Raw genomic sequence first — 18,359 nt, 5'->3', positions numbered from 1 at the left:
TCCCGCCGGTTCCCCCTTCGGCGCTTCGGTCAAAAGGACACCCGCGCGAAGGCAGACGCACCGCGTCCCCTGCAACCCCACCACGCCCTCCGCTGATCGTGGCCGCGCGGCGGGCGGTGGCGTGCCCGGTGTCGCCGCCGGCGGCGGTGATGACGGTCTCCCCGCCACGGCAGACACGGGAGACACAGCGGGAGGGGCCAAGCAGCGCAGTCGCCGGGGGGCGGCGTACGCGACGCCGGCGCCCGCGCACCCCGAAAACACGCCCTAGGGGCGGGAGCTGGGGACAGGTTGCCGGGTGCCGGTGTCGGCGGACAGGCGTACGGCGTCGAGGAGGCGGTGCAGGCGGACGGCATGGTCGAAACCGGGCACGGTGCGGCTGTCTTTGCCGATGTCCTCGGCGAACCGCGCGTACAGCTGGGCGACGTTGAGCACGGCGATGTCGGGGATGGCGGCATCGACAACGCGGTGACGGGCGGGTACCGGCAGCTCCTGCCAGGAGCCGTGGCCGCGGGCGGCCAGGATGCGGGGCGCGCCGATCTGGATCTGGTCGGCCTTCAGACGGCCCGCGCCCTCGGTGATGACGACCAGGTCGCCCTCGGTGCCTGCGAACTCCAGGCGGGTGCGGGGACGGGTGACTTTGGCGTCGTGCAGGTGGACGGACGCGACCGCCCCGGTCGCCAGGACGGCGTCGAGCAGGACGTGATCGGGACTGGTCGCCTCGACGGCTTGGCCGGTCTCGACGACGGTGTACCGGGAGCGCCGCAGCGACAGCCGCCCCGCGACCTCGGTGATCTCTCCGGCGAGATATTCCAGGATGTCGAGGGTGTGGCCGCCGGCGACCTCGAACACCCCCGCACCGTTGGCGCGATCGACCGTGTAGGCGAGATCGGCGTTGATGCGGCCGCCCGCGCCCTTGGAGCGGGCCGCGTACACGTTCACCGAGGTCACCTGACCTATATATCCGTCGGCCAGAAGCTCGCGGGCGTAGGCGATGGCGGGGGAGTGCCTGGCCTGAAGGCCGATCGCGTGGTGCACGCCGGCGCGACCGGTCTCCTCGGCCAGTGACTCGGCCTCGGCGGTGGTCAGCGCCAGCGGCCATTCGCTGAGCACGTGTTTGCCCGCGTCCAGGGCCGCCCGGATCAGTTCGGCGTGGTGCGGCACCTTGACGGTGACGGCCACCAGGTCGACGTCCGGATGGGCGGCCAGCCGGCGGGGATCGGTGAACGCATGGGGAGCGCCGAACAGCCGGGCGGCCTCACGTGCGCTCTCCTCGCGGGTGGTGCCCACCGCGCTGATCTCGTACTGCGGCAGCGCGCGCAGAGCGGGCACGTGCGCCGTGCGCGCCCAGCCGCGGTCCGGGCTGGCGCCGATGACACCGACCTTGATCGTCTGCATGCTTCCGCCGCCCTTCTCGACGAATAAGTGGACTTCTGCCGTCCGGTTGTGCGACGATAACTCAAGCGGACGTCGATTGTCCACTTAAAGCGGAGGAGGAAGGTCCGGTTATTGGTAGGATCGCGGTATGAGCGCGGTGGACCGGCTGTTGGACGACGGGTCCGGACGGCGGCCCCGGGCCGACGCCCGGCGCAACCTCGAGCGGCTGGTGGCCGCGACACGGGAGGCCGTCCGCGAGATCGGCGGCGAGGTCACCGCGCATGAGATCGCTCGTCGCGCGGGTGTGGGCATCGGCACGTTCTATCGCCGCGTCGGTTCTCTGGAAGCGCTGCTGGAGGCGGTCCTGGAGGAGGTGCTCGGCGAAATCGTGGCGCGGGCCGACCAGGCGCTCGCCCATCCCGACCCCTGGACGGGCTTTCGCGAGTTCGCGCAGGGCTACATCCGGCTGCGCAACGAACTGTGCGACATCAACGACGCGCTGGGCGGATCTCTCGATCACGCTCGCGCGGACCTGCGCGAACGGCTGCGGCTCCTGGTCGAGCGCGTTCAGCGGGCCGGCGTGGTCCGGCCGGACGTCACCTGGCCCGACGTGGCGTTCCTGCTCGTGTCGGTCTCCACCGGCGACCACACCCTCGGGGTGCGCGCGGCCGACCACCAGTGGGAACGCAACCTGCAGATCGTCCTGGACGGGCTGCGCACCGACCGGCCCGAGGAGCTGCCGGGGCCACCGCCCTCCGCGCCGTGAACCGCCGGTGAGCCGGGTCGGCCGACGGCCCTTTCCAAGCAGCCGGAATCCAGACCGGGACACCGAGGTTGCCACCTGTGTGATGCACGGAGAGTACAAGGCGCCCGGCGGCAAGCTCGTCGTCGTGGATCTGGACGTGTCGGACGGCAGGCTGCGCAACGTACGGGTGAGCGGCGACTTCTTCCTGGAACCCGACGAAGCCCTAGAAGAGATCAACACGGCGATCGAAGGTCTGCCCGCGACCGCCGAGGCCCGCGACATCGCCGCCCGCCTGCAGGCGCGGCTGCCCGAGGGCACGGTCATGCTCGGGCTGTCCGCCGAGGCGGTGGCCATCGCCGTGCGGCGGGCGCTCACCAGTGCGTCCGACTGGCACGACCACGACTGGCGGCTGATCCACGAGGGCCCGCAGGAACCCGCGCTGCACATGGCGCTCGACGAGGTGCTGGCCGTGGAGGTCGGCGCCGGACGGCGTCCGCCGACGCTGCGCATCTGGGAGTGGGCCTCGCCCGCAGTGATCATCGGCAGCTTCCAGTCGCTGCGCAACGAGGTCGACGCCGCCGCGGCCGAACGCTACGGCGTCACGGTGGTGCGCCGCATCAGCGGCGGCGGCGCGATGTTCGTCGAGCCGGGCAACACCATCACCTACTCGCTGTACGTGCCCGAGTCGCTGGTGGCGGGCATGTCGTTCGCCGAGAGCTACGCCTTCCTCGACGACTGGGTGCTGGGCGCGCTCGGTGAGCTGGGCGTCAAGGCGTGGTACCAGCCGCTCAACGACATCGCCTCCGACCAGGGCAAGATCGGTGGAGCGGCGCAGAAGCGCCTGGCGGCCGGCGCGGTCCTGCACCACGTGACCATGGCCTACGACATCGACGCCGACAAGCTCACCCGGGTGCTGCGCATCGGCCGCGAGAAGATCTCCGACAAGGGCATCGCCAGCGCCGACAAGCGCGTCGACCCGCTACGGCGGCAGACCGGCCTGCCCCGCGAGCAGATCATCGAACGGCTGGTCGCCCACTTCCGGGGCCGCTACGGGCTGACCGACGACCGGCTCACCGAGGAAGAACTGCGCACGGCGGAGAAGCTGGTGGCGGAGAAGTTCACCGACCAGGCCTGGACCGCCCGCGTCCCCTGACCTTCCGCTCCGGAGCGTCCCACCGGCCGCGGCAGGCCCTCGTGTAGGGGTCGCCCGGGGGCAGGGCTTGGCCGTAGGTTGGACGGCGGGCGGGCTTTGGCGTGCGGTTCGGACGGAACCAGGGTCAGGACCGGCGGGCCAGTGGATCCGGGAGGAACGTTCATGTCGCTGCAGAAGGGCGCCAACACGCCGGTGCCTGTTCCATCCGTGCGTGTCGAACTGGGCTGGCGGGGCGGTCCCGGAGTCCCCGATGCCGACGCGTCGGCGTTGCTGCTCACGGAGACGGGCAAGGTGCGTTCGGACGATGACTTCGTCTTCTACAACCAGCCCGCCCACAGGTCGGGGGCGGTCCGGCATGAGGGCAAGCAGCAGGGGCCGACCGTGCGTGACGTGCTGAGCGTCGATCTGGCACGGGTCGAGCCCGACGTGCAACGCATCGTGATCGCGGCGTCGGCGGACGGTGGGACGTTCGCACAGCTCCAGGGGTTGTACATCCGGCTGCTGGACACGGCGACCGGCGCCGAGGTGACCCGCTTCGACGACCCGGGCGCGACCACCGAGACCGCGTTCGTCCTGGGTGAGCTCTACCGGCGGCAGGGGGCCTGGAAGTTCCGGGCGGTCGGGCAGGGGTACGACACCGGACTCGCCGGACTGGCCACCGACTTCGGGATCACCGTTGACGACCCGGGGCGCAGCGCCGCGCCGCCTCCGCCTCCTCCGCCGCCCGCACCGCCCGTGCAACCCGTGTCGTCCGTGCAATCCGCGCCGCCGGCCGGGGCGGTGCCGCCTCAGCAGGCGGCGTCTGCGCCTCAGCGGGGCGGCGTGGTCTCGTTGACCAAGAGCGCGCCGTCGGTGTCGCTGACCAAGCACGGCGCCACGTCCGGGCACATGCGGGTCAACCTGAACTGGTCCGCGCGGCCGGGCGCGGCCCGCGGACTGCTGGGCAAGCTCCGGCGCGGCGTGGACCTGGACCTCGACCTGTGCGCGCTGTGGGAGCTGAAGGACGGGCGCAAGGGGATCGTGCACGCCATCGGCGACTTCGGTGCGCTGGACCGGCCTCCGTACATCCAGCTCGACCGCGACGACCGCTCCGGAACCGTGGAGACGGGCGAGAACCTGACCATCAATCTGGACCACACCGCCGACTTCAGAAGGATCTTGGTATTCGCCGAGATCTACGATGGCGCCGACGACTTCCGCGGGCTGGACGCGGTCGCCACCCTCTATCCGCGCGGTGCCGCGCCCATCCAGATGCGCATGGACGACTGCGTCGACGCTTCCCGCGACGTCGTGCTCGCCCTGATCGAGAACGTGGGCGGCGAGCTGGTGGTGCGCCGCGAGGGGCGGTACATCCTGCCGCCGCCCGGTCGTCCGCGCTGGGGGAAGCTGGCCGTCGACCAGGCGTACGGCTGGAACCTGGAGTGGGTCGCCTCACGCGGCAAGGACTGAACGGCCGCGCGGACGGGCGGGGGTTGCCGGGGCGAGGTTGCGCATGCTGTGCCGAGCCAGTTGTTCACGCAGGGCCTTCCCTTGCTGTCTGCGCGAAGGACGCGGCCCGAAGTGCAGCTCAGGGGCCAGGTCGGGACAGCGGGCAGTGCGGGGCGACGTGAATGGACGACCAGCGGGGCGCCGTGACGGTATCGGCCGCCGTGGCCTCGGTGACCGTCATCGCCCTCGCGCACGCCCCTCCCGATCGTCGTCCAGGGGCCGGAGGCGACGTGGCGTAGCGCTGCCTGGTGTTCCATGAGTCGGCGCTCACATCAGCATCGGCATCATCGCGCCTCAGGCCCGCATCCGGCGGCAGGTGGCCAGCCCGTCCATGCGTGGCGGTGAGGTGAGCGTCGCCGCAACATCTGGTCTTGCCGCCGCTGGCGCTGCGCATGATCTTCTCCGGGGTGCGGTTCCCAGGGCGGCCCCCTGAACGACAGACGCTCGCGGGGGCCGCCTACTACCGGAAACCGGGGGTCACGTGCCGTTCTTGGTCACGTGCCGTTCTTGGTCACGTGCCGTTCTTGGTCACGTGCCGTTCTTGGTGATGGAGTGGGCCAAATCCTTGTCGCGGGCCACGCGGACGAGGGCCGCGGCGAAGCGGGCCAGGTCCTTTTCAGGGACTTCGTCGGCGAGCCGCTTGGGGTCCTTGGGCAGGCCCAGGCGTTCGGCGCCCTTGAGGGCCTGCTCGTCGAAGTAGGGGCGCAGCCAGGGCCACATGGCCTGGGCCTCGCGGCAGAAGATGTCGACGCCTGCCGGGCCGATTCCGGGGAACTCGCGGAGCAGCTGGCCGGCGCGCTCCCTGTCGCGTTCCGACTCGATCGCCAGCCGCCGCAGGTCGCCGTTGTACTTCTCCTGGACGAGCTCGGCCATATCGCCCAGGTGACTGGCGGTGCTCTCGTCATAGCGGACGTAGTGGCCGCGGCCGAGCGCGTCGACCCGCTGCTGCCAGGTCAGCCGGGCCATGCCGCGTGCGGTGCCGCCGCCTGCCTCGAACAGCTCGCGGGCGGACGCCATCGCGATTTCGGCGGAGATCCGGGCGCTGAGGAGGTTGGACAGGACCAGCAGCTTCCACAGGGCGGCGGGTTGGTCCTTGAGCGGGACACCGGCCTCCTCGGCGTAGGTCTCGCCCGCCTCGCGCAGCAGCCTCTTCACGACAGCGTCCATGACACGCACCTCCCGTCATTCGGCGCTTTTACCCAGGCAGGCGCGGATGACTCCCGCCGGCGCGGTGCCGGACACGGCCACGCGCCCGAATATGTGCGATAAGTAGTATTTGTCGGTTTGGAGCGTTCGTATCGCGGTGGACGGTTGCAGAGACGGTCACAGAAGGCTCAGCTGCCCCTCGCCCGCCAGCGGGTCGCGATGCTTCTTCAGATGCCGCCAGCGGGGCAACTCGTCCATATAGGACCAGGACAGCCGGTGGTGCGGCGTCGGGCCGGACTCCTCGAGGGCCTTCTGGTGGGCGGGGGACGGGTACCCGGCGCCGTCGGCGAAGCCGTACCCGGGGAACTGCGCGTCGAGAACGGCCATGAGCCGGTCGCGGTGCACCTTGGCCAGCACCGACGCCGCCGCCACCGTCACCGAGCGCTGGTCGGCCTTGATCTCGCAGCGGACACGCCACCGGCACCCCCCGGACGCCGGGCCGATGTAGTCGTGCTTGCCGTCCAGGATGACGGCGTCGGGCGGCTCCGGCAGCGCCTCCAGGGCCCGGACGGCGGCCCGGCGCAGCGCCTCGGTCATGCCGACCTCGTCGATCTCCTCCGGGGCCGACGAGCCGAACGCGTACGCCGTCAGCCAGCCGGGCAGCACCTCGGCGAACGCCTCCCGGTGCGCCGCCGACAGCAGCTTGGAGTCGGTCAGCCGGACCGTGCGGCCGCCCCGCCCCGGCAGCTCGGGCGGCGGCGAAAGGTCGGTGACCGCCGCGCACACCACGACGGGCCCGGCCCACGCGCCGCGCCCCACCTCGTCCACCCCGGCGATGCGCCGCGCGCCGAGGGCCGTGCGCAGCTCGTGCTCGATCCCGTACCCGGCCGACGGAGGCGCCGCCTCCGGTCCGGCCGACGGCTCCAGGCCCGGCAGCGCGTCGGTGGCGTCCGTCACATGGCCTCCCGTACGAAGGTGCTGTCCCTAGCGGACGGGGTGTCCGCGGCCGTTCGATCGTAGAGGCGCCGCCCCGTCGCGTGCGGGCATACCGCGGCCGACCGCGAAACGGCGGGCGGCGCCCACCGTGACGTGCGGCACACAGCCGCCCGTCGGTGGGGAAGGCGCGGGGGCCGGGGACGCGCCCGGTTCGGCACGTGGCAACGAACCGCGTCCAGATGGTGCCGATCCGGGGGGTCCTGCGCTTTACTCGCCTTGATGGCATTGTTCGGCAGGTCCCGCTCCCGCCCGCCGCTGGGCACCGCGGCGCGGGATCTTTTCGAGCGCCTGCGTGTACGTTACTTCCAAATACAGCCCGGCCTGCGGTTCCTGGGGGCGGTGCTGGGGGTCGCGCTGGTGGTGGCGGTCACGGTGGTCCTTAACGGGCCGGTGCTCAGCGCCGCCGTGTTCACGGTCATCCTGATGGTCGTGGTGCACCTGACGCTGCGGTCGCCGGCGGGCATGGCCGTCGTGTCGGTGATCGTGGCGTGGCTGGCGGTGTCGGTGCCGCTGGGACGGCTGTACCCCGAACGGGCCGACGACCCGTACCTGAACGCCCCGCTCCTGCTGGGGCTGCTGGCGCTGCCGGTGGCGTTCGTCGCGTTGCGGCTGCGCGGGTACGCGCCCTGGCGCACCGCGCTGCTCGCCTTGGGGGCGGCCGGGCTCACCGCGGCCGCGGCCGTCCATCCCTTGCCGGACCTGCACGTGGCACCCGCCTGGCTGGCCGCGGCGGCCGTGCTCGCCTACCGGTGGGACCAGGCGCGCCGGGCCATGGCCGCGGAGGCGTACGACACCGGCTGGGTGCAGGAGCAGGCCGGCACGTCCGGGGGCGTCGAAACACCGCCGCGCACGTCCGGCGAGGGCGCTCCCACGCCGCCCCTCGACGGCAGGCCGCAACCGCGCAAGCGCCCCCCGGGGAAGCGCCCCGGGGGCGGGCCTGGACACACCGACGCTTTTCCTACGGGCGTGCCCGCGGCCACACAGGCCGCCTACGAGCAACGCGCCGCCTCCCACGCCCGAACCGCCGTCACCGCCCAGGAACAGGCCCGCGCGGCCGCCGCCCCGTTGTCCGCCCCGGTCGCCGGATCGGACGGGCGCGGTGCGGACGGGCAGCCGGAGATCTCGGTCGACGAGGCGATGGCCGAACTGGAGGCGATGGTCGGCCTGGAGCCGGTCAAACGGCAGGTCCGGGCGATCGCCGCGTCCATCGAGGCCGCGCATCTGCGCGCCGCCGCCGGGGTGCCCACCGAGAAGCCGCTGCTGCACCTGGTGTTCGTCGGCCCGCCCGGCACCGGCAAGACCACCGTCGCCCGCGTTCTCGCCAAGATCTTCTACGCGTTCGGGCTGCTGCCCACGCCGAAGGTGGTGGAGGCGCACCGCGCCGACCTGGTGGGGGAGTACCTCGGCGCCACCGCGATCAAGACCAACCGGCTGGTCGACTCGGCGCTGGGCGGGGTGCTGTTCGTGGACGAGGCGTACGGGCTGGTCAACGCCGCCGAAGGGCAGATCGACCGGTTCGGCGCCGAGGCCGTGCAGACGCTGCTGAAACGGGCCGAGGACGACCGCGGCAACCTGGTGGTCATCCTGGCCGGATACGAGCCGCAGATGACCGAGTTCCTGGCGTCCAACCCGGGCCTGGCCTCGCGGTTCGCCACCCGCGTGCACTTCCCCACCTACCGGCCCGCCGAGCTGCTGCGCATCGCCGAGTACCACGTCGGGCTGCGCGACGACCGGCTGGACGAGGCCGCGCGGCGCCGCCTGCGCGCCCGGTTCGAGGAGGTGGAGCGGCGCGGCATCGTCGACGAGCTGGGCAACGGCCGGTTCGTCCGGTCGCTCACCGAGGCCGCCGCCCGCGCCCGCGACGTGCGGGTCATGGACGCGGCCGCCGCGCAGGGGCGGCGGCCCAGCGCCGAGGAGCTGGTGACCCTGCGCGCCGAGGACGTCGAGACCGCGTTCGCCGAGATCACCGAGCGGTACCGCGGCTACGCCGAGACCCCGACCCTGGACGAGGCGCTCGGCTCGCTGGACGCCATGATCGGGCTGGCCCCGGTGAAACGGCAGGTCCGGGAGATCGCCGCGCAGCTGCAGGTGGCCAGGATGCGCGAGGAGCAGGGCCTGGTCACCCGCCCGCCGACCCGGCACTTCGTGTTCACCGGCCCGCCCGGCACCGGCAAGACCACGGTGGCGCGGGTGCTCGGCCGGGTGTTCGCCGCGCTCGGCCTGCTGGCCCGCCCCGAGGTGGTGGAGGCACAGCGGGCCGACCTGGTCGGCGACCACCTCGGCGGCACCGCCATCAAGACCAACAAGGTGATCGACTCGGCGCTGGGCGGAGTGCTGTTCATCGACGAGGCCTACGCGCTGAGCAACCCCGGCTACACCGGCGGCGACGCGTTCGGCGCCGAGGCCGTGCAGACGCTGCTGAAACGCGCCGAGGACGACCGCGACCGCCTGGTGATCGTGCTGGCCGGGTACGCCGACGAGATGGAGCGCTTCCTGGCGTCCAATCCTGGCCTTGCCTCGCGGTTCGACGTCCGCGTCGACTTCCCCTCCTACGGTCCCGACGAGCTGCTGCAGATCGCGCAGCTGATCGCCGAGGAGAACGGGGACCGCTGGGAGGAGCGCGCGCTGGACGACCTGGCCCTGGTGTTCCAGCGGGCGTGCGGGCTCGGGCGCGTCGACGAGCTGGGCAACGGCCGTTTCGCCCGCTCCGTCTACGAGAAGGCGTGCGCGTCGCGGGCGCTGCGCGCGGCCGGGCTCGGCGCGGCCGCCACCCCCGCCGACCTCACCGTCCTGACCGCCGAGGACGTCCGCGCCGCCCTGGCCGAGCTCGCGGGCCGGATCGGCTGACCCGGCCCCGACGCCGCCCCGTCCGGGATTGTCGGTGGGGCGCGGTTCAATCGGTGCATGACGGTCTCGTGGGGGCAGGTGCTGGCCTGGCGGATGCGGCGGCAGTACGTCGATCCGCCGGGGGACGGGTCGGCCGTCGGCATCGCGCGGCGGCTGGCCGGGGTGCAGGCCCAGGTCGCCTCGGCGGCCGAGCTGGCCGTGGCGGTGCGGCAGGCCCGCCCCGTCCCGGGCGACGTGCCGCGGGCGCTGTGGGAGGAGCGGACGCTCGTCAAGACCTGGGCGATGCGCGGAACCCTGCATCTGCTGCCCGCGGAGGAGGCCGGCGCCTACCTCGCCCTGTGCGGCACGCTCCGCAACTGGGAGAAACCGAGTTGGCAGCGGACCTTCGGCGCCACACCCGCCGACCTGGAGGCGATCGCGGCCGCGGCGGCCGGCGCGCTGGCGGGCGGGAAGGCGCTCACCCGCCAGGAGCTCACCGCCGCGATCGTCGACGAGACCGGCTCGGCTCATCTGGCCGAGGTGCTCGGCTCCGGCTGGGGCACGCTGCTGAAGCCGCTGGCCTGGTGGGGCGTGCTGTGCCACGGCCCCTCCCAGGGCAACCGCGTGACGTTCACGTCGCCGGAGAACCTGCCCGGCTGGCGCGGCCTGCCGCCGCCGGCGGAGGCCGCCCGCACCGTCATCCGGGCCTATCTGGGCGCGCACGGCCCCGCGACGCCGCAGGCGTTCGACAACTGGCTGACCCGCGGCGGCAGCCGCAAAAGGGACCTCAAGGGCTGGTTCGCGGCGCTCGGCGGCGAGCTGGCGACCGTCGAGGTCGACGGGGAGCCGATGTACGTGCTCGCCGAGCACGCCGACGAGCTGGCGGAAACCGAGCCGTCGCGGTCGGTGCGCCTGCTCGGGGGCTTCGACCCGTACGTGCTCGGCGCCGGGACGAACGCCGTGTACCTCATCCCCGCCGAGCGGCGCGCCGAGGTCAGCCGCGCCGCGGGCTGGATCTCCCCGGTGGTCCTCTACGAGGGCCGGGTCGCCGGAACCTGGGAGGCCAAGGACGGCGAGGTCGCCGTGACCCCCTTCGAGGACCTCCCGGCCGAACCTCTCGAAGCCGAGATCACCCGCGTGCGGTCCCTGTCGGCGGCCTGACCGGAGGCCCCGCCGCGCCGTGGCCGGGCGCGCAGCCCGGCTTGCCGCACGCGGCCGATGACATGCCGGTCGTGGGGCGCCGGCCGCGCGGGGGCTGGGGTCAGGAGGGCCAGGTGCTGAGGGCCAGCTCGGCGACCCGTTCGAGGTCCTCGCGGGCGGCGCCGCCCGCGGCCTGGACGGACAGGCCGTAGACGGTCGTCCACAGGTAGCGGGCCAGGGCGGCGGTGTCGGCGTCGGGCGGGAGGTCGCCTTCGGCCCGGGCGCGTTCCAAACGCTCGCGCAGCGCCGCCTGGGAGGCGCGGCGGTGCGCGCGGACGTGCCGGCGGACGGGTGCGGCGTCCTCCCCGGTGGCGAGTGCGGACTGCACGACCAGGCAGCCGCGGGGGCGGCCCTCGGCCGTGGTGGCGCGGATGGCGCCGCGCAGCAGCTCCTCGGCGACGGCGCGGGCCGTTGGTGCGAGGAGGGCCTGCCGGAGGTATCCGCCGGGGCCGTCGAGGTAGCGGTCCAGGACCTTGCGGAACAGCGCCTCCTTGTTGCCGTAGGCGGCGTAGAGGCTGGGCCGGCTGATGCCCATCGCGGCGGTCAGGTCGGACAGGGCGGTGCCCTCGTAGCCCTGCCGCCAGAACACCTCCAGCGCGCGGTCCAAGGCCTCGTCGACGTCGAAGGCGCGTGGTCGGCCCGCTCCCATGTGCTCCCCACCTCGTTTCGTACCGATCGGTATAGTACTTCCCCGAAATCAGTACCGATCGGTATGAAATGGAGGGGCGGCATGCTCGACGGCAAAGTGGCGCTGGTGACCGGCGGATCGAGGGGCATCGGCGCGGCGACCGCGCGGGCACTGGCCGACGCGGGCGCCGACGTGGCGATCAGCTATGCGGCCGCGGAGGACAAGGCGCTGGCGGTCGCGGCCGACATCAAGGGGCGGGGCCGCCGCGCCGCCGCGCACCGCGCCGACCAGGGCGACCCCGCCCAGGTCGAACGGCTGGTCAAGGCGGTCGCCGAAGAGTTCGGGCGGCTGGACATCCTGGTCAACAACGCGGCCGTCATCACGCGGGCGCGCACCGACGAGGCCGACGCCGACCGCGCGGCGCTGGACCGCATGTACGCGGTGAACGTCACCGGCGTGGCGGCGGCGATCCGGGCCGCGGCCCAGGTGCTCGAGGACGGCGGGCGGATCATCACGATCGGCTCCAACCTGGCCGCCCGGGCCGGCAAGCCCGCCGTCGCCGACTACGCGGCGACCAAGGCGGCGGTCATCGGCTACAGCCGGGGCGCGGCCCACGACCTGGCGCCGCGCGGCATCACGGTGAACGTCGTCCAGCCCGGTTCGGTGGCGACCGACATGAACCCGCCGGACGGCCCGACCTCCGACGCCCAGCGCGCGATGAACGCGATGGGCCGGTACGGGCGCCCGGAGGAGGTCGCCGCCGGTGTGGTGTTCCTGGCGAGCCCCGGCGCCTCGTTCATCACCGGTGCCGTGCTGCCGATCGACGGCGGCTACCTGGCCTGACCCGTCCGGAAGCGCACGTGCTGGCCCGGGCGGAGCTGGGCGGCCAGCGGGACGTCGTCCGACACCACGACCGCCACCACCGGGTAGCCCCCCGTCGTCGGGTGGTCGGTGAGGAAGATGATGGGCAGCCCGCTGGGCGGCACCTGGATCGCCCCCGTGACCATGCCCTCGCTGCCCAGCTCCTCGTGCCGGGCACGGGTCAGGGGGGCGCCGTCCAGGCGGACGCCGACGCGGTTGCTGTCCGCGGTGACCTCGTAGGGGGTGGACGTGAGCGTGGTGAGCGCGTCCTCGGCGAACCAGTCGTCGCGGGGGCCGGGCACCACCCGCAGTTGCGGCATCCGGGGCAACGCCGGGACGGGCGCAACGTCCACGTGGATGTCGGCATGGTCGCCGAGGGGGCCGACCGGCAGCAACTCGCCCGCCGACAGGGGCGCGGGCCCCAGCCCGGAGAGCAGGTCGGTGGAACGGCTCCCCAGCACCTCCTCGACGGCCACACCTCCCCGTACCGCGACGTAGCTGCGCAGCCCGGCGAGCGGCGTGCCGAACTCCACGGTGGCGCCCGCCGGTACGTGGCAGGGCGCGTTCATGCCGTGGGGGCGGCCGTCGATCCGCACCGGCAGGGGCGCGCCCGTCACGGCGATCCAGGCGCGGGCGTGGAAGTGCAGCGCGGCGCCGCCGAGGGTGAGTTCCACGCCGGCCGCGCCCTCGGGGTTGCCGACGAGTCGGTTGGCCAGCCGCAGCGCGCGCTCGTCGGCCGCCCCGGACCGGGGGACGCCCAGGTGCGCGTGCCCGGACCTGCCCAGGTCCTGCACCGTCGCCAGCGGCCCGGGCCGCACGACCTCGATCACGGAGTCTCCTGCGGCACGAACCGCACGCGGGTGCCCGGCTGCAGCAGGGACGGCGGGTCGCGCCGCACGTCCCACAGGGGCAGGTCGCTGCGGCCGAGCAGCCGCCAGCCGCCCGGCGACCGGGACGGGTACACCGCGCTGTACGGCCCGGCGATGGCCACCGAGCCCGCCGGCACGGCCGTGCGGGGCGACGTGCGGCGCGGGACGTGCAACGCCGGGTCCAGGCCGGTCAGGTACCCGAAGCCGGGGGAGAAGCCCAGATAGGCGACGGTGTAGGACGCCGTGGCGTGCCGCCGGACCACCTCGGCCCGCGGCAGCCCGGTGAGCTCGGCGACCTCGTCCAGGTCCGCCCCGTCGTACACCACCGGGATCTCCACCGGCGGCGCGTCGCCGGACGCCGAGGCGGGCAGCGGCAGCCCGGGCAGGCGGGCGGCCAGGGCGGCGAGGTCGCAGCGCGCCGGGTCGGCGACCACCAGCACCGTGTGCTCGCCCGGAACCACGTCGATCACGCCCGGCAGCCCCGCGGCGCGGACGGCCGCGTTCAGCCGGTGCGCGGTCGCCAGGTCGTCCACCTCCACCAGCAGCGCCGTGTCGCCCTCCCTGCGGACCCTCATGCGAACGGCTCCGGCCGCACCCCGGCCTCGGCCAGCGCGGCGCGCACGGCCCGGGCCAGCTCCACCGCGCCGGGGGTGTCGCCGTGGACGCAGAGGGAGCGCGCGTTCAGCGTCACCTCGGTGCCGTCCACCGCCACGACGGTGCCGTCGACCGCCATCCGCACGGCCCGCTCCACCACGGCGTCGCGGTCGTGGATGACCGCGCCCGCCTCGCGGCGCGACACCAGCGCCCCCTCCGGGGTGTAGGCGCGGTCGGCGAAGCACTCGGCCACCACGGTCAGGCCGTCGGCGACCTTGTACACCGACGACCCGGGCAGCGTCAGGACGGGCAGGGACGCGTCATAGGCGCGCACCGCGTCCGTCACCGCGCGCGCTTGGACGGGGTCACGGGCGATGCGGTTGTAGAGCGCGCCGTGCGGCTTGACGTAGGAGACGCGGCCCCCTTCGGCACGGGCGATGCCGTCCAGCGCCGCGATCTGGTAGAGCACATCGGCGGTCAGTTCGGCCGGGGCCACGTCCATCTCGCGGCGCCCGAACCCCGCCAGGTCGCGGTACGACACCTGCGCGCCGATCCGCACCCCGCGCTCCACCGCGGCCGCGCACACCCGCCGCATGATCAGCGGATCTCCCGCGTGGAACCCGCACGCCACGTTCGCACTGGTGATCACGTCGAGCAGCGCGGCATCGTCGCCCAGCGTCCAGATGCCGAACCCCTCGCCGAGATCGGCGTTGATGTCGATGACCGCCATGCCATCAGATCTACCCCAGATCCACCACCGAGGCGGCCTACACGGTCTCCTCGTGCACGTCCCGGACCTCGCCCCGCGGCGCCCACGCCTGGTACACGCCCCGGTCGAACGGCTCCAGGCCGAGCCGCTCGGCGACCGGCGCCTTGCCCCCCGTGTACTCCACGCGCAGCCACTCACCCTGTTCGCCGAGCACCACGAACGGCTCGCCGCGCCAACTGCACCGCGTTCTGACGTAGTGCAGGCGGCCGACCTCGGCGGCCGGCACCACCCGCACGTACCGGTCCGGGGCGACCTGCGTGAACCCGTCCGCGGGACGCGACACGTACAGCCGGACGACGTCGCCGTCCGGGCTCGCCTCGTAGTCGGTGCCGCGCCACTGCGCGTAGTACCCGTGCCGCATCGTCATCCCTGTCCTCCCGCCCGTTCCCGTGGGTACCGCCCGGGGGCGGCGTCGCCGCCGTCGTGCCGCCTCCAACGGCGGTGGTCGGCGTCGTAGGCGGCCACCAGCGTCTCCGCCCCGGAACGGTCGAGGCGCCACATCTCGGCGCCGTGCGGAAGACGCAGGCTGTCCACCTTGAACTCGGGGATGGCCGGTCCGTCCCCGGACGCGTACCCCGAACCGTGGAACGGCGCCTTCTCGATGACCCAGCCCCCCGGGATGATGCTCATGCTCCACTCGTCGATGCCGCCCAGCGGCCTGCGGTAGAGGGCGGGGCGGACGGCCTGCCAGCGGATGACGTGGATCTCCTCGTTTTGCGCGGAGAACGGCGACCCCTCCCACACCAGCCCGAGCCCGTGCACGAGCCGCGACGGGGTGTTCAGCTCGCGTACGTCCTGCAACCGGTGCACGTACCCGGCGACCAGGTCGTAGCCGCCCTCCACGTAGTGCGCCACGTGGTCGGGACGCACGACCTTCTGCATCACGGTCGTGTCGGTGGCCTTCTCGTGCAGCGGGGGCCGCACGGCCTCGCCGCCCTTGGCCGCGGCCTGCGCGGCGGCCTTGCGGACGGTGGGAGCACCTTCCGGGGCGTCCCCCTGCCCGGCTTCCCGCCCGGTGCCCCGCCCGGCGTTCTGCCCGGAGTCCGGCGCGGCCTCCTGCCCGGGGGCCGACCCGTCGTCCCCGGGACGCCGGGGGGCCAGTGCCGGGGCGTCCAGGTAGGCGGCGCTGGGGAGGCCGGGATTGACCGCAAGCTGCCAGTCCGGATGCGGCCAGTGCCGGGCCAGCTCCTCCAGGGTGCTCGTCCGATGGTGGACGGCCTGGCCGCGCAGGGACGTGTCCATGGCCTCGGGAGAGGTGAACGCCAGCACGAACGTCCCCTCGCCGATCCGCGCGGTCGCGTAGTGCCGTCCGTCGCCGCGCCCGGGGCCCTCGGACCGGCCGGGGGCCGGAAGATACAGGGTGGCCCCGGAGAGCAGGCGCAGATAGGCCTCCTGGTCGCCGCGCTCACGGGCGGCGGCGAGCGCCGCGTCCACGTCCGCGGACGCGCCGCCGGCCACGGACGAGGACCCGGCGGCGACGGGCGCCGCCACCTCGCCGCCCTCGGCGGGCGCCGGGGGGATGCCCAGCTCCGGCAGCGCCAGGACGCCGCCGTCCGGCCCGGTGCGCGCCGCCTGGTACACCAGCCCGCGGGGGTCGGGCAGGCCGTGCACCTCGCGGAAGGCGTTGATCATCATCCCGGCCAGGATCGCGCAGTCCTCGGCGAACCGCTTGTCGTCGCGCGAGGACCCGTCGCTCTCCTCGAAGCGGTACCACCAGTTGCGCCGCACCTCGCCGCCGGCGCCGTCCCCACCGCCCTGCTCGTCGGGACGCTGCCAGCCGAGCGCGGCCAGGCGGCGCTCCTGCGCGGGCGACAGCGGCCGCGGCAGGAACGCGCTGCTGACCGCCTCGGCCTCCAGGCCGTCCTCCGTCCGCATCGCCTGGGTGTACGGCAGACCGCCCGGCGCCTCCACGATCAAAAACGCCCGGACCGGCAGTCGCAGCAGCTCGATGGTCAGCCGTTTGGCGAAGTCGTTCCAGTCCAATCGGGCCCCACTCCCGCGTCCGTGGTGATGTGCCGTACCCGACGGTAGCCTTCCGGCAGCCCGCGCGCGGGCGCGGCCCAGAAGATCATTCGGAACGGGGAGCGGGAGGCGCACCGGCGCCGTCCGCGCCGGTGCCGGGGCCGGACCGCACGGGCGTCCACACGCCGCCGATCGCGTCGTACACCGCCACCGGCCTCTCCTCGCCCTCGCCGGCCCAGTGCCACAGCCGCGCGCCGTGCGGCGGCCGCAGCACGATCGGCCCGGGCCCGGCAGGCGGCGGGGCGGACGGCTCGGCGGCCGAGGCGGGGGCGGGCGACGAAGGGGGCGCCACAGGGCCCTGAGACGGCGCGGGAGCCGTCGGCGCGTCCGGGGCAGGGCCGTCGGCCGCCGACGCGGGCGCAGGCGCCGACGGCGGCGCAGACGGCGTTTCGGTGGACGGCTCGGCGGGCGGCCCGGCGGGCGTCTCGGAGACCGCGGGACGCGGGGCGGTGTGCCGCCCCTGGGCGCGCTGCTGGGCGTCCAGGCGGGCGACGGCGGCCGCGTCCAGGTGCACCTCGCTGGGCAGCCCCGGATTGACGGCCAGCTGCCAGGCCGGGTCGGGCCACTCGGCGGCGAGCTGGGCGAAGGAGGTCGGCCGGTACAGGCTGGACGGCGGGTCGCCGGGACGCCCGATCGACCGGGCCAGCGACTGCGGCGAGGTGAACACCGTGATGTAGGTGCGCGTGCCGAGCGTCGTCGTGGGGAACCCGGCGGCGCGCGGATGGGCCGCCGACACCGGCAGCACCAGCTCGGCCGACAGCAGCAGCTCGAAGTAGGTGGTGTGGTCGCCGCGCTGCTTGGCGTCGGCGAGCCGGGACTCCAGCTCGTCGGGGCCGACGGTCGGCCACGGCGGCGTCCGTCCGGCGGACGGGCCCGGCTCGGCGTCGGGGACCGGCGCGCCCAGCGGCGCCGGGCCGATCCGCTGCGCCAGGTCGACCCCGCCCCCGGCGGCCGCCGACGGGCCCGCCCCGCCCGACAGCGGCGGCGTCGGCCCCTCCGGACCGGTCAGCCCCTTCGGCTCGGTCGGCGGCACGGCGATGTCCCGGCCCACCAGCCCGTCCAGCGGCTCGCGCGGCGCCGGCGGGCGCCCCGGCCCGAACCCGCCCTGCGCCAGCGCCTCCGCCGAGCTGCGGCGGCGGGTGAGCTGGCCGGGACTGGCCGCCTCGATGCCGAAGTCCGGCAGCTCGATCTGGCCCGTGCCCAGCCGGTGGAACGACTCGTACACCAGGTCGGAGGGCCGCCGCACGCCCTGCACGTCGCGCAGCGCGGTGACCATCATGTCCGACAGGCGGGCGTGGTCGTCGAGGGCGGCGAACGCGGGCAGCTCGGTCCACCAGTTGCGCGGGGCGGGGTCCTCGGGGGGACGCCATCCCGCCTCGCTGAGCACCTCCTCGTCGGCGAGGGTCAGCAGCAGCGGACCGTCCAGGAAGTTGTTGCTGACCGCCTCGGCGTACAGCCGGTCCGGCTCGCGCATCGCCTGGACGTAGTGGCGGCTCTCGTCGCGCTCGCGCACGATCAGGATGGTGTCCCGTTCGAGCACCGCCAGTTCGCGTCCCAGACGCCGGGCGAACTCGGACCACTCCAACAAGATCACTCCCTACGGCCGGGGCACGCGACCCCCGGGCCCGCCGACCCTCACCGGCCGACCCGGCCGATCCTTGCGCGGGACCGCCGGCCGAGACGATGCC

At 74.1% G+C, this 18,359-nt stretch carries 15 protein-coding genes and 1 pseudogene; 6 read left to right on the top strand and 10 right to left on the bottom strand.

Features of this window, described 5'->3' with window-relative positions; genetic code table 11:
* Nucleotides 1-264: 264 nt before the first annotated feature.
* On the bottom strand, nt 265-1,395 hold the full coding sequence (locus QSK22_RS22265; RefSeq protein ID WP_285496235.1) for a Gfo/Idh/MocA family protein: 1,131 nt from the start codon (nt 1,393-1,395) through the stop codon (nt 265-267).
* 127 nt (nt 1,396-1,522) lie between these two features.
* Between QSK22_RS22265 and QSK22_RS22260 the strand changes: the two genes are divergently transcribed.
* The 3 genes and pseudogenes from QSK22_RS22260 to QSK22_RS34045 form a co-directional block, all read left to right on the top strand.
* Nucleotides 1,523-2,140 carry a TetR/AcrR family transcriptional regulator gene (locus tag QSK22_RS22260; protein ID WP_285496234.1) on the top strand — a complete coding sequence of 206 codons (618 nt, stop codon included), beginning with the start codon at nt 1,523-1,525 and terminating at the stop codon, nt 2,138-2,140.
* A gap of 82 nt (nt 2,141-2,222) precedes the next feature.
* Entirely contained in the window at nt 2,223-3,272 is a 1,050-nt protein-coding gene (gene lplAB / locus QSK22_RS22255) for a lipoate-protein ligase LplAB (protein ID WP_285496233.1), read from the top strand.
* Nucleotides 3,273-3,434: 162 nt separating this feature from the next.
* Nucleotides 3,435-3,950: pseudogene (locus tag QSK22_RS34045) on the top strand (TerD family protein); the annotation flags it as partial.
* 1,338 nt (nt 3,951-5,288) lie between these two features.
* Here the strand turns inward: QSK22_RS34045 and QSK22_RS22245 are convergent.
* Nucleotides 5,289-5,927, bottom strand: a complete 639-nt coding sequence (locus tag QSK22_RS22245; protein WP_285496231.1) for an HhH-GDP family DNA glycosylase — start codon at nt 5,925-5,927, stop codon at nt 5,289-5,291.
* Between the two features lie 156 nt (nt 5,928-6,083).
* A complete protein-coding gene (gene rnhB / locus QSK22_RS22240) occupies nt 6,084-6,833 on the bottom strand; it encodes a ribonuclease HII (protein WP_285496282.1) in 750 nt (249 codons plus the stop codon).
* 288 nt (nt 6,834-7,121) lie between these two features.
* On the opposite strand from rnhB, the gene QSK22_RS22235 reads away from it, so the two are divergent.
* Nucleotides 7,122-9,749 carry an AAA family ATPase gene (locus tag QSK22_RS22235; protein WP_285496230.1) on the top strand — a complete coding sequence of 876 codons (2,628 nt, stop codon included), beginning with the start codon at nt 7,122-7,124 and terminating at the stop codon, nt 9,747-9,749.
* A gap of 57 nt (nt 9,750-9,806) precedes the next feature.
* The gene (locus tag QSK22_RS22230; protein ID WP_285496229.1) at nt 9,807-10,889 is read left to right on the top strand and encodes a winged helix DNA-binding domain-containing protein; all 1,083 of its coding nucleotides are present in this window, start codon (nt 9,807-9,809) and stop codon (nt 10,887-10,889) included.
* A gap of 100 nt (nt 10,890-10,989) precedes the next feature.
* On the opposite strand, the gene QSK22_RS22225 is transcribed toward QSK22_RS22230, so the two are convergent.
* Nucleotides 10,990-11,577, bottom strand: a complete 588-nt coding sequence (locus QSK22_RS22225) for a TetR/AcrR family transcriptional regulator (protein WP_285496228.1) — start codon at nt 11,575-11,577, stop codon at nt 10,990-10,992.
* 81 nt (nt 11,578-11,658) lie between these two features.
* On the opposite strand from QSK22_RS22225, the gene QSK22_RS22220 reads away from it, so the two are divergent.
* Nucleotides 11,659-12,399, top strand: coding sequence for an SDR family NAD(P)-dependent oxidoreductase (locus QSK22_RS22220; RefSeq protein WP_285496227.1), 741 nt, complete (start codon nt 11,659-11,661; stop codon nt 12,397-12,399).
* On the opposite strand, the gene QSK22_RS22215 is transcribed toward QSK22_RS22220, so the two are convergent.
* The 6 genes from QSK22_RS22215 to QSK22_RS22190 form a co-directional block, all read right to left on the bottom strand.
* Nucleotides 12,387-13,247 (bottom strand): 5-oxoprolinase subunit C family protein, encoded by an 861-nt coding sequence (locus QSK22_RS22215; protein WP_285496226.1) that lies wholly within the window; start codon nt 13,245-13,247, stop codon nt 12,387-12,389. The genes QSK22_RS22220 and QSK22_RS22215 overlap by 13 nt on opposite strands.
* Nucleotides 13,244-13,861 (bottom strand): 5-oxoprolinase subunit B family protein, encoded by a 618-nt coding sequence (locus QSK22_RS22210; RefSeq protein ID WP_285496225.1) that lies wholly within the window; start codon nt 13,859-13,861, stop codon nt 13,244-13,246. The genes QSK22_RS22215 and QSK22_RS22210 overlap by 4 nt, the downstream gene beginning before the upstream one ends.
* Complete coding sequence (locus QSK22_RS22205; protein WP_285496224.1) at nt 13,858-14,610, bottom strand: LamB/YcsF family protein; 753 nt, start codon at nt 14,608-14,610, stop codon at nt 13,858-13,860. The genes QSK22_RS22210 and QSK22_RS22205 overlap by 4 nt, the downstream gene beginning before the upstream one ends.
* Nucleotides 14,611-14,647: 37 nt before the next feature.
* Complete coding sequence (locus tag QSK22_RS22200; RefSeq protein WP_285496223.1) at nt 14,648-15,016, bottom strand: UCP033725 family protein; 369 nt, start codon at nt 15,014-15,016, stop codon at nt 14,648-14,650.
* On the bottom strand, nt 15,013-16,632 hold the full coding sequence (locus QSK22_RS22195; protein WP_285496222.1) for an SseB family protein: 1,620 nt from the start codon (nt 16,630-16,632) through the stop codon (nt 15,013-15,015). The genes QSK22_RS22200 and QSK22_RS22195 overlap by 4 nt, the downstream gene beginning before the upstream one ends.
* 85 nt (nt 16,633-16,717) lie before the next feature.
* The gene (locus QSK22_RS22190) at nt 16,718-18,259 is read right to left on the bottom strand and encodes an SseB family protein (protein WP_285496221.1); all 1,542 of its coding nucleotides are present in this window, start codon (nt 18,257-18,259) and stop codon (nt 16,718-16,720) included.
* Nucleotides 18,260-18,359 lie beyond the last annotated feature (100 nt).

It is taken from the genome of Actinomadura sp. NBRC 104425, from assembly GCF_030269545.1.
Taxonomy (GTDB): domain Bacteria; phylum Actinomycetota; class Actinomycetes; order Streptosporangiales; family Streptosporangiaceae; genus Spirillospora; species Spirillospora keratinilytica.
This window is presented reverse-complemented; position numbering and strand designations above follow the sequence as displayed.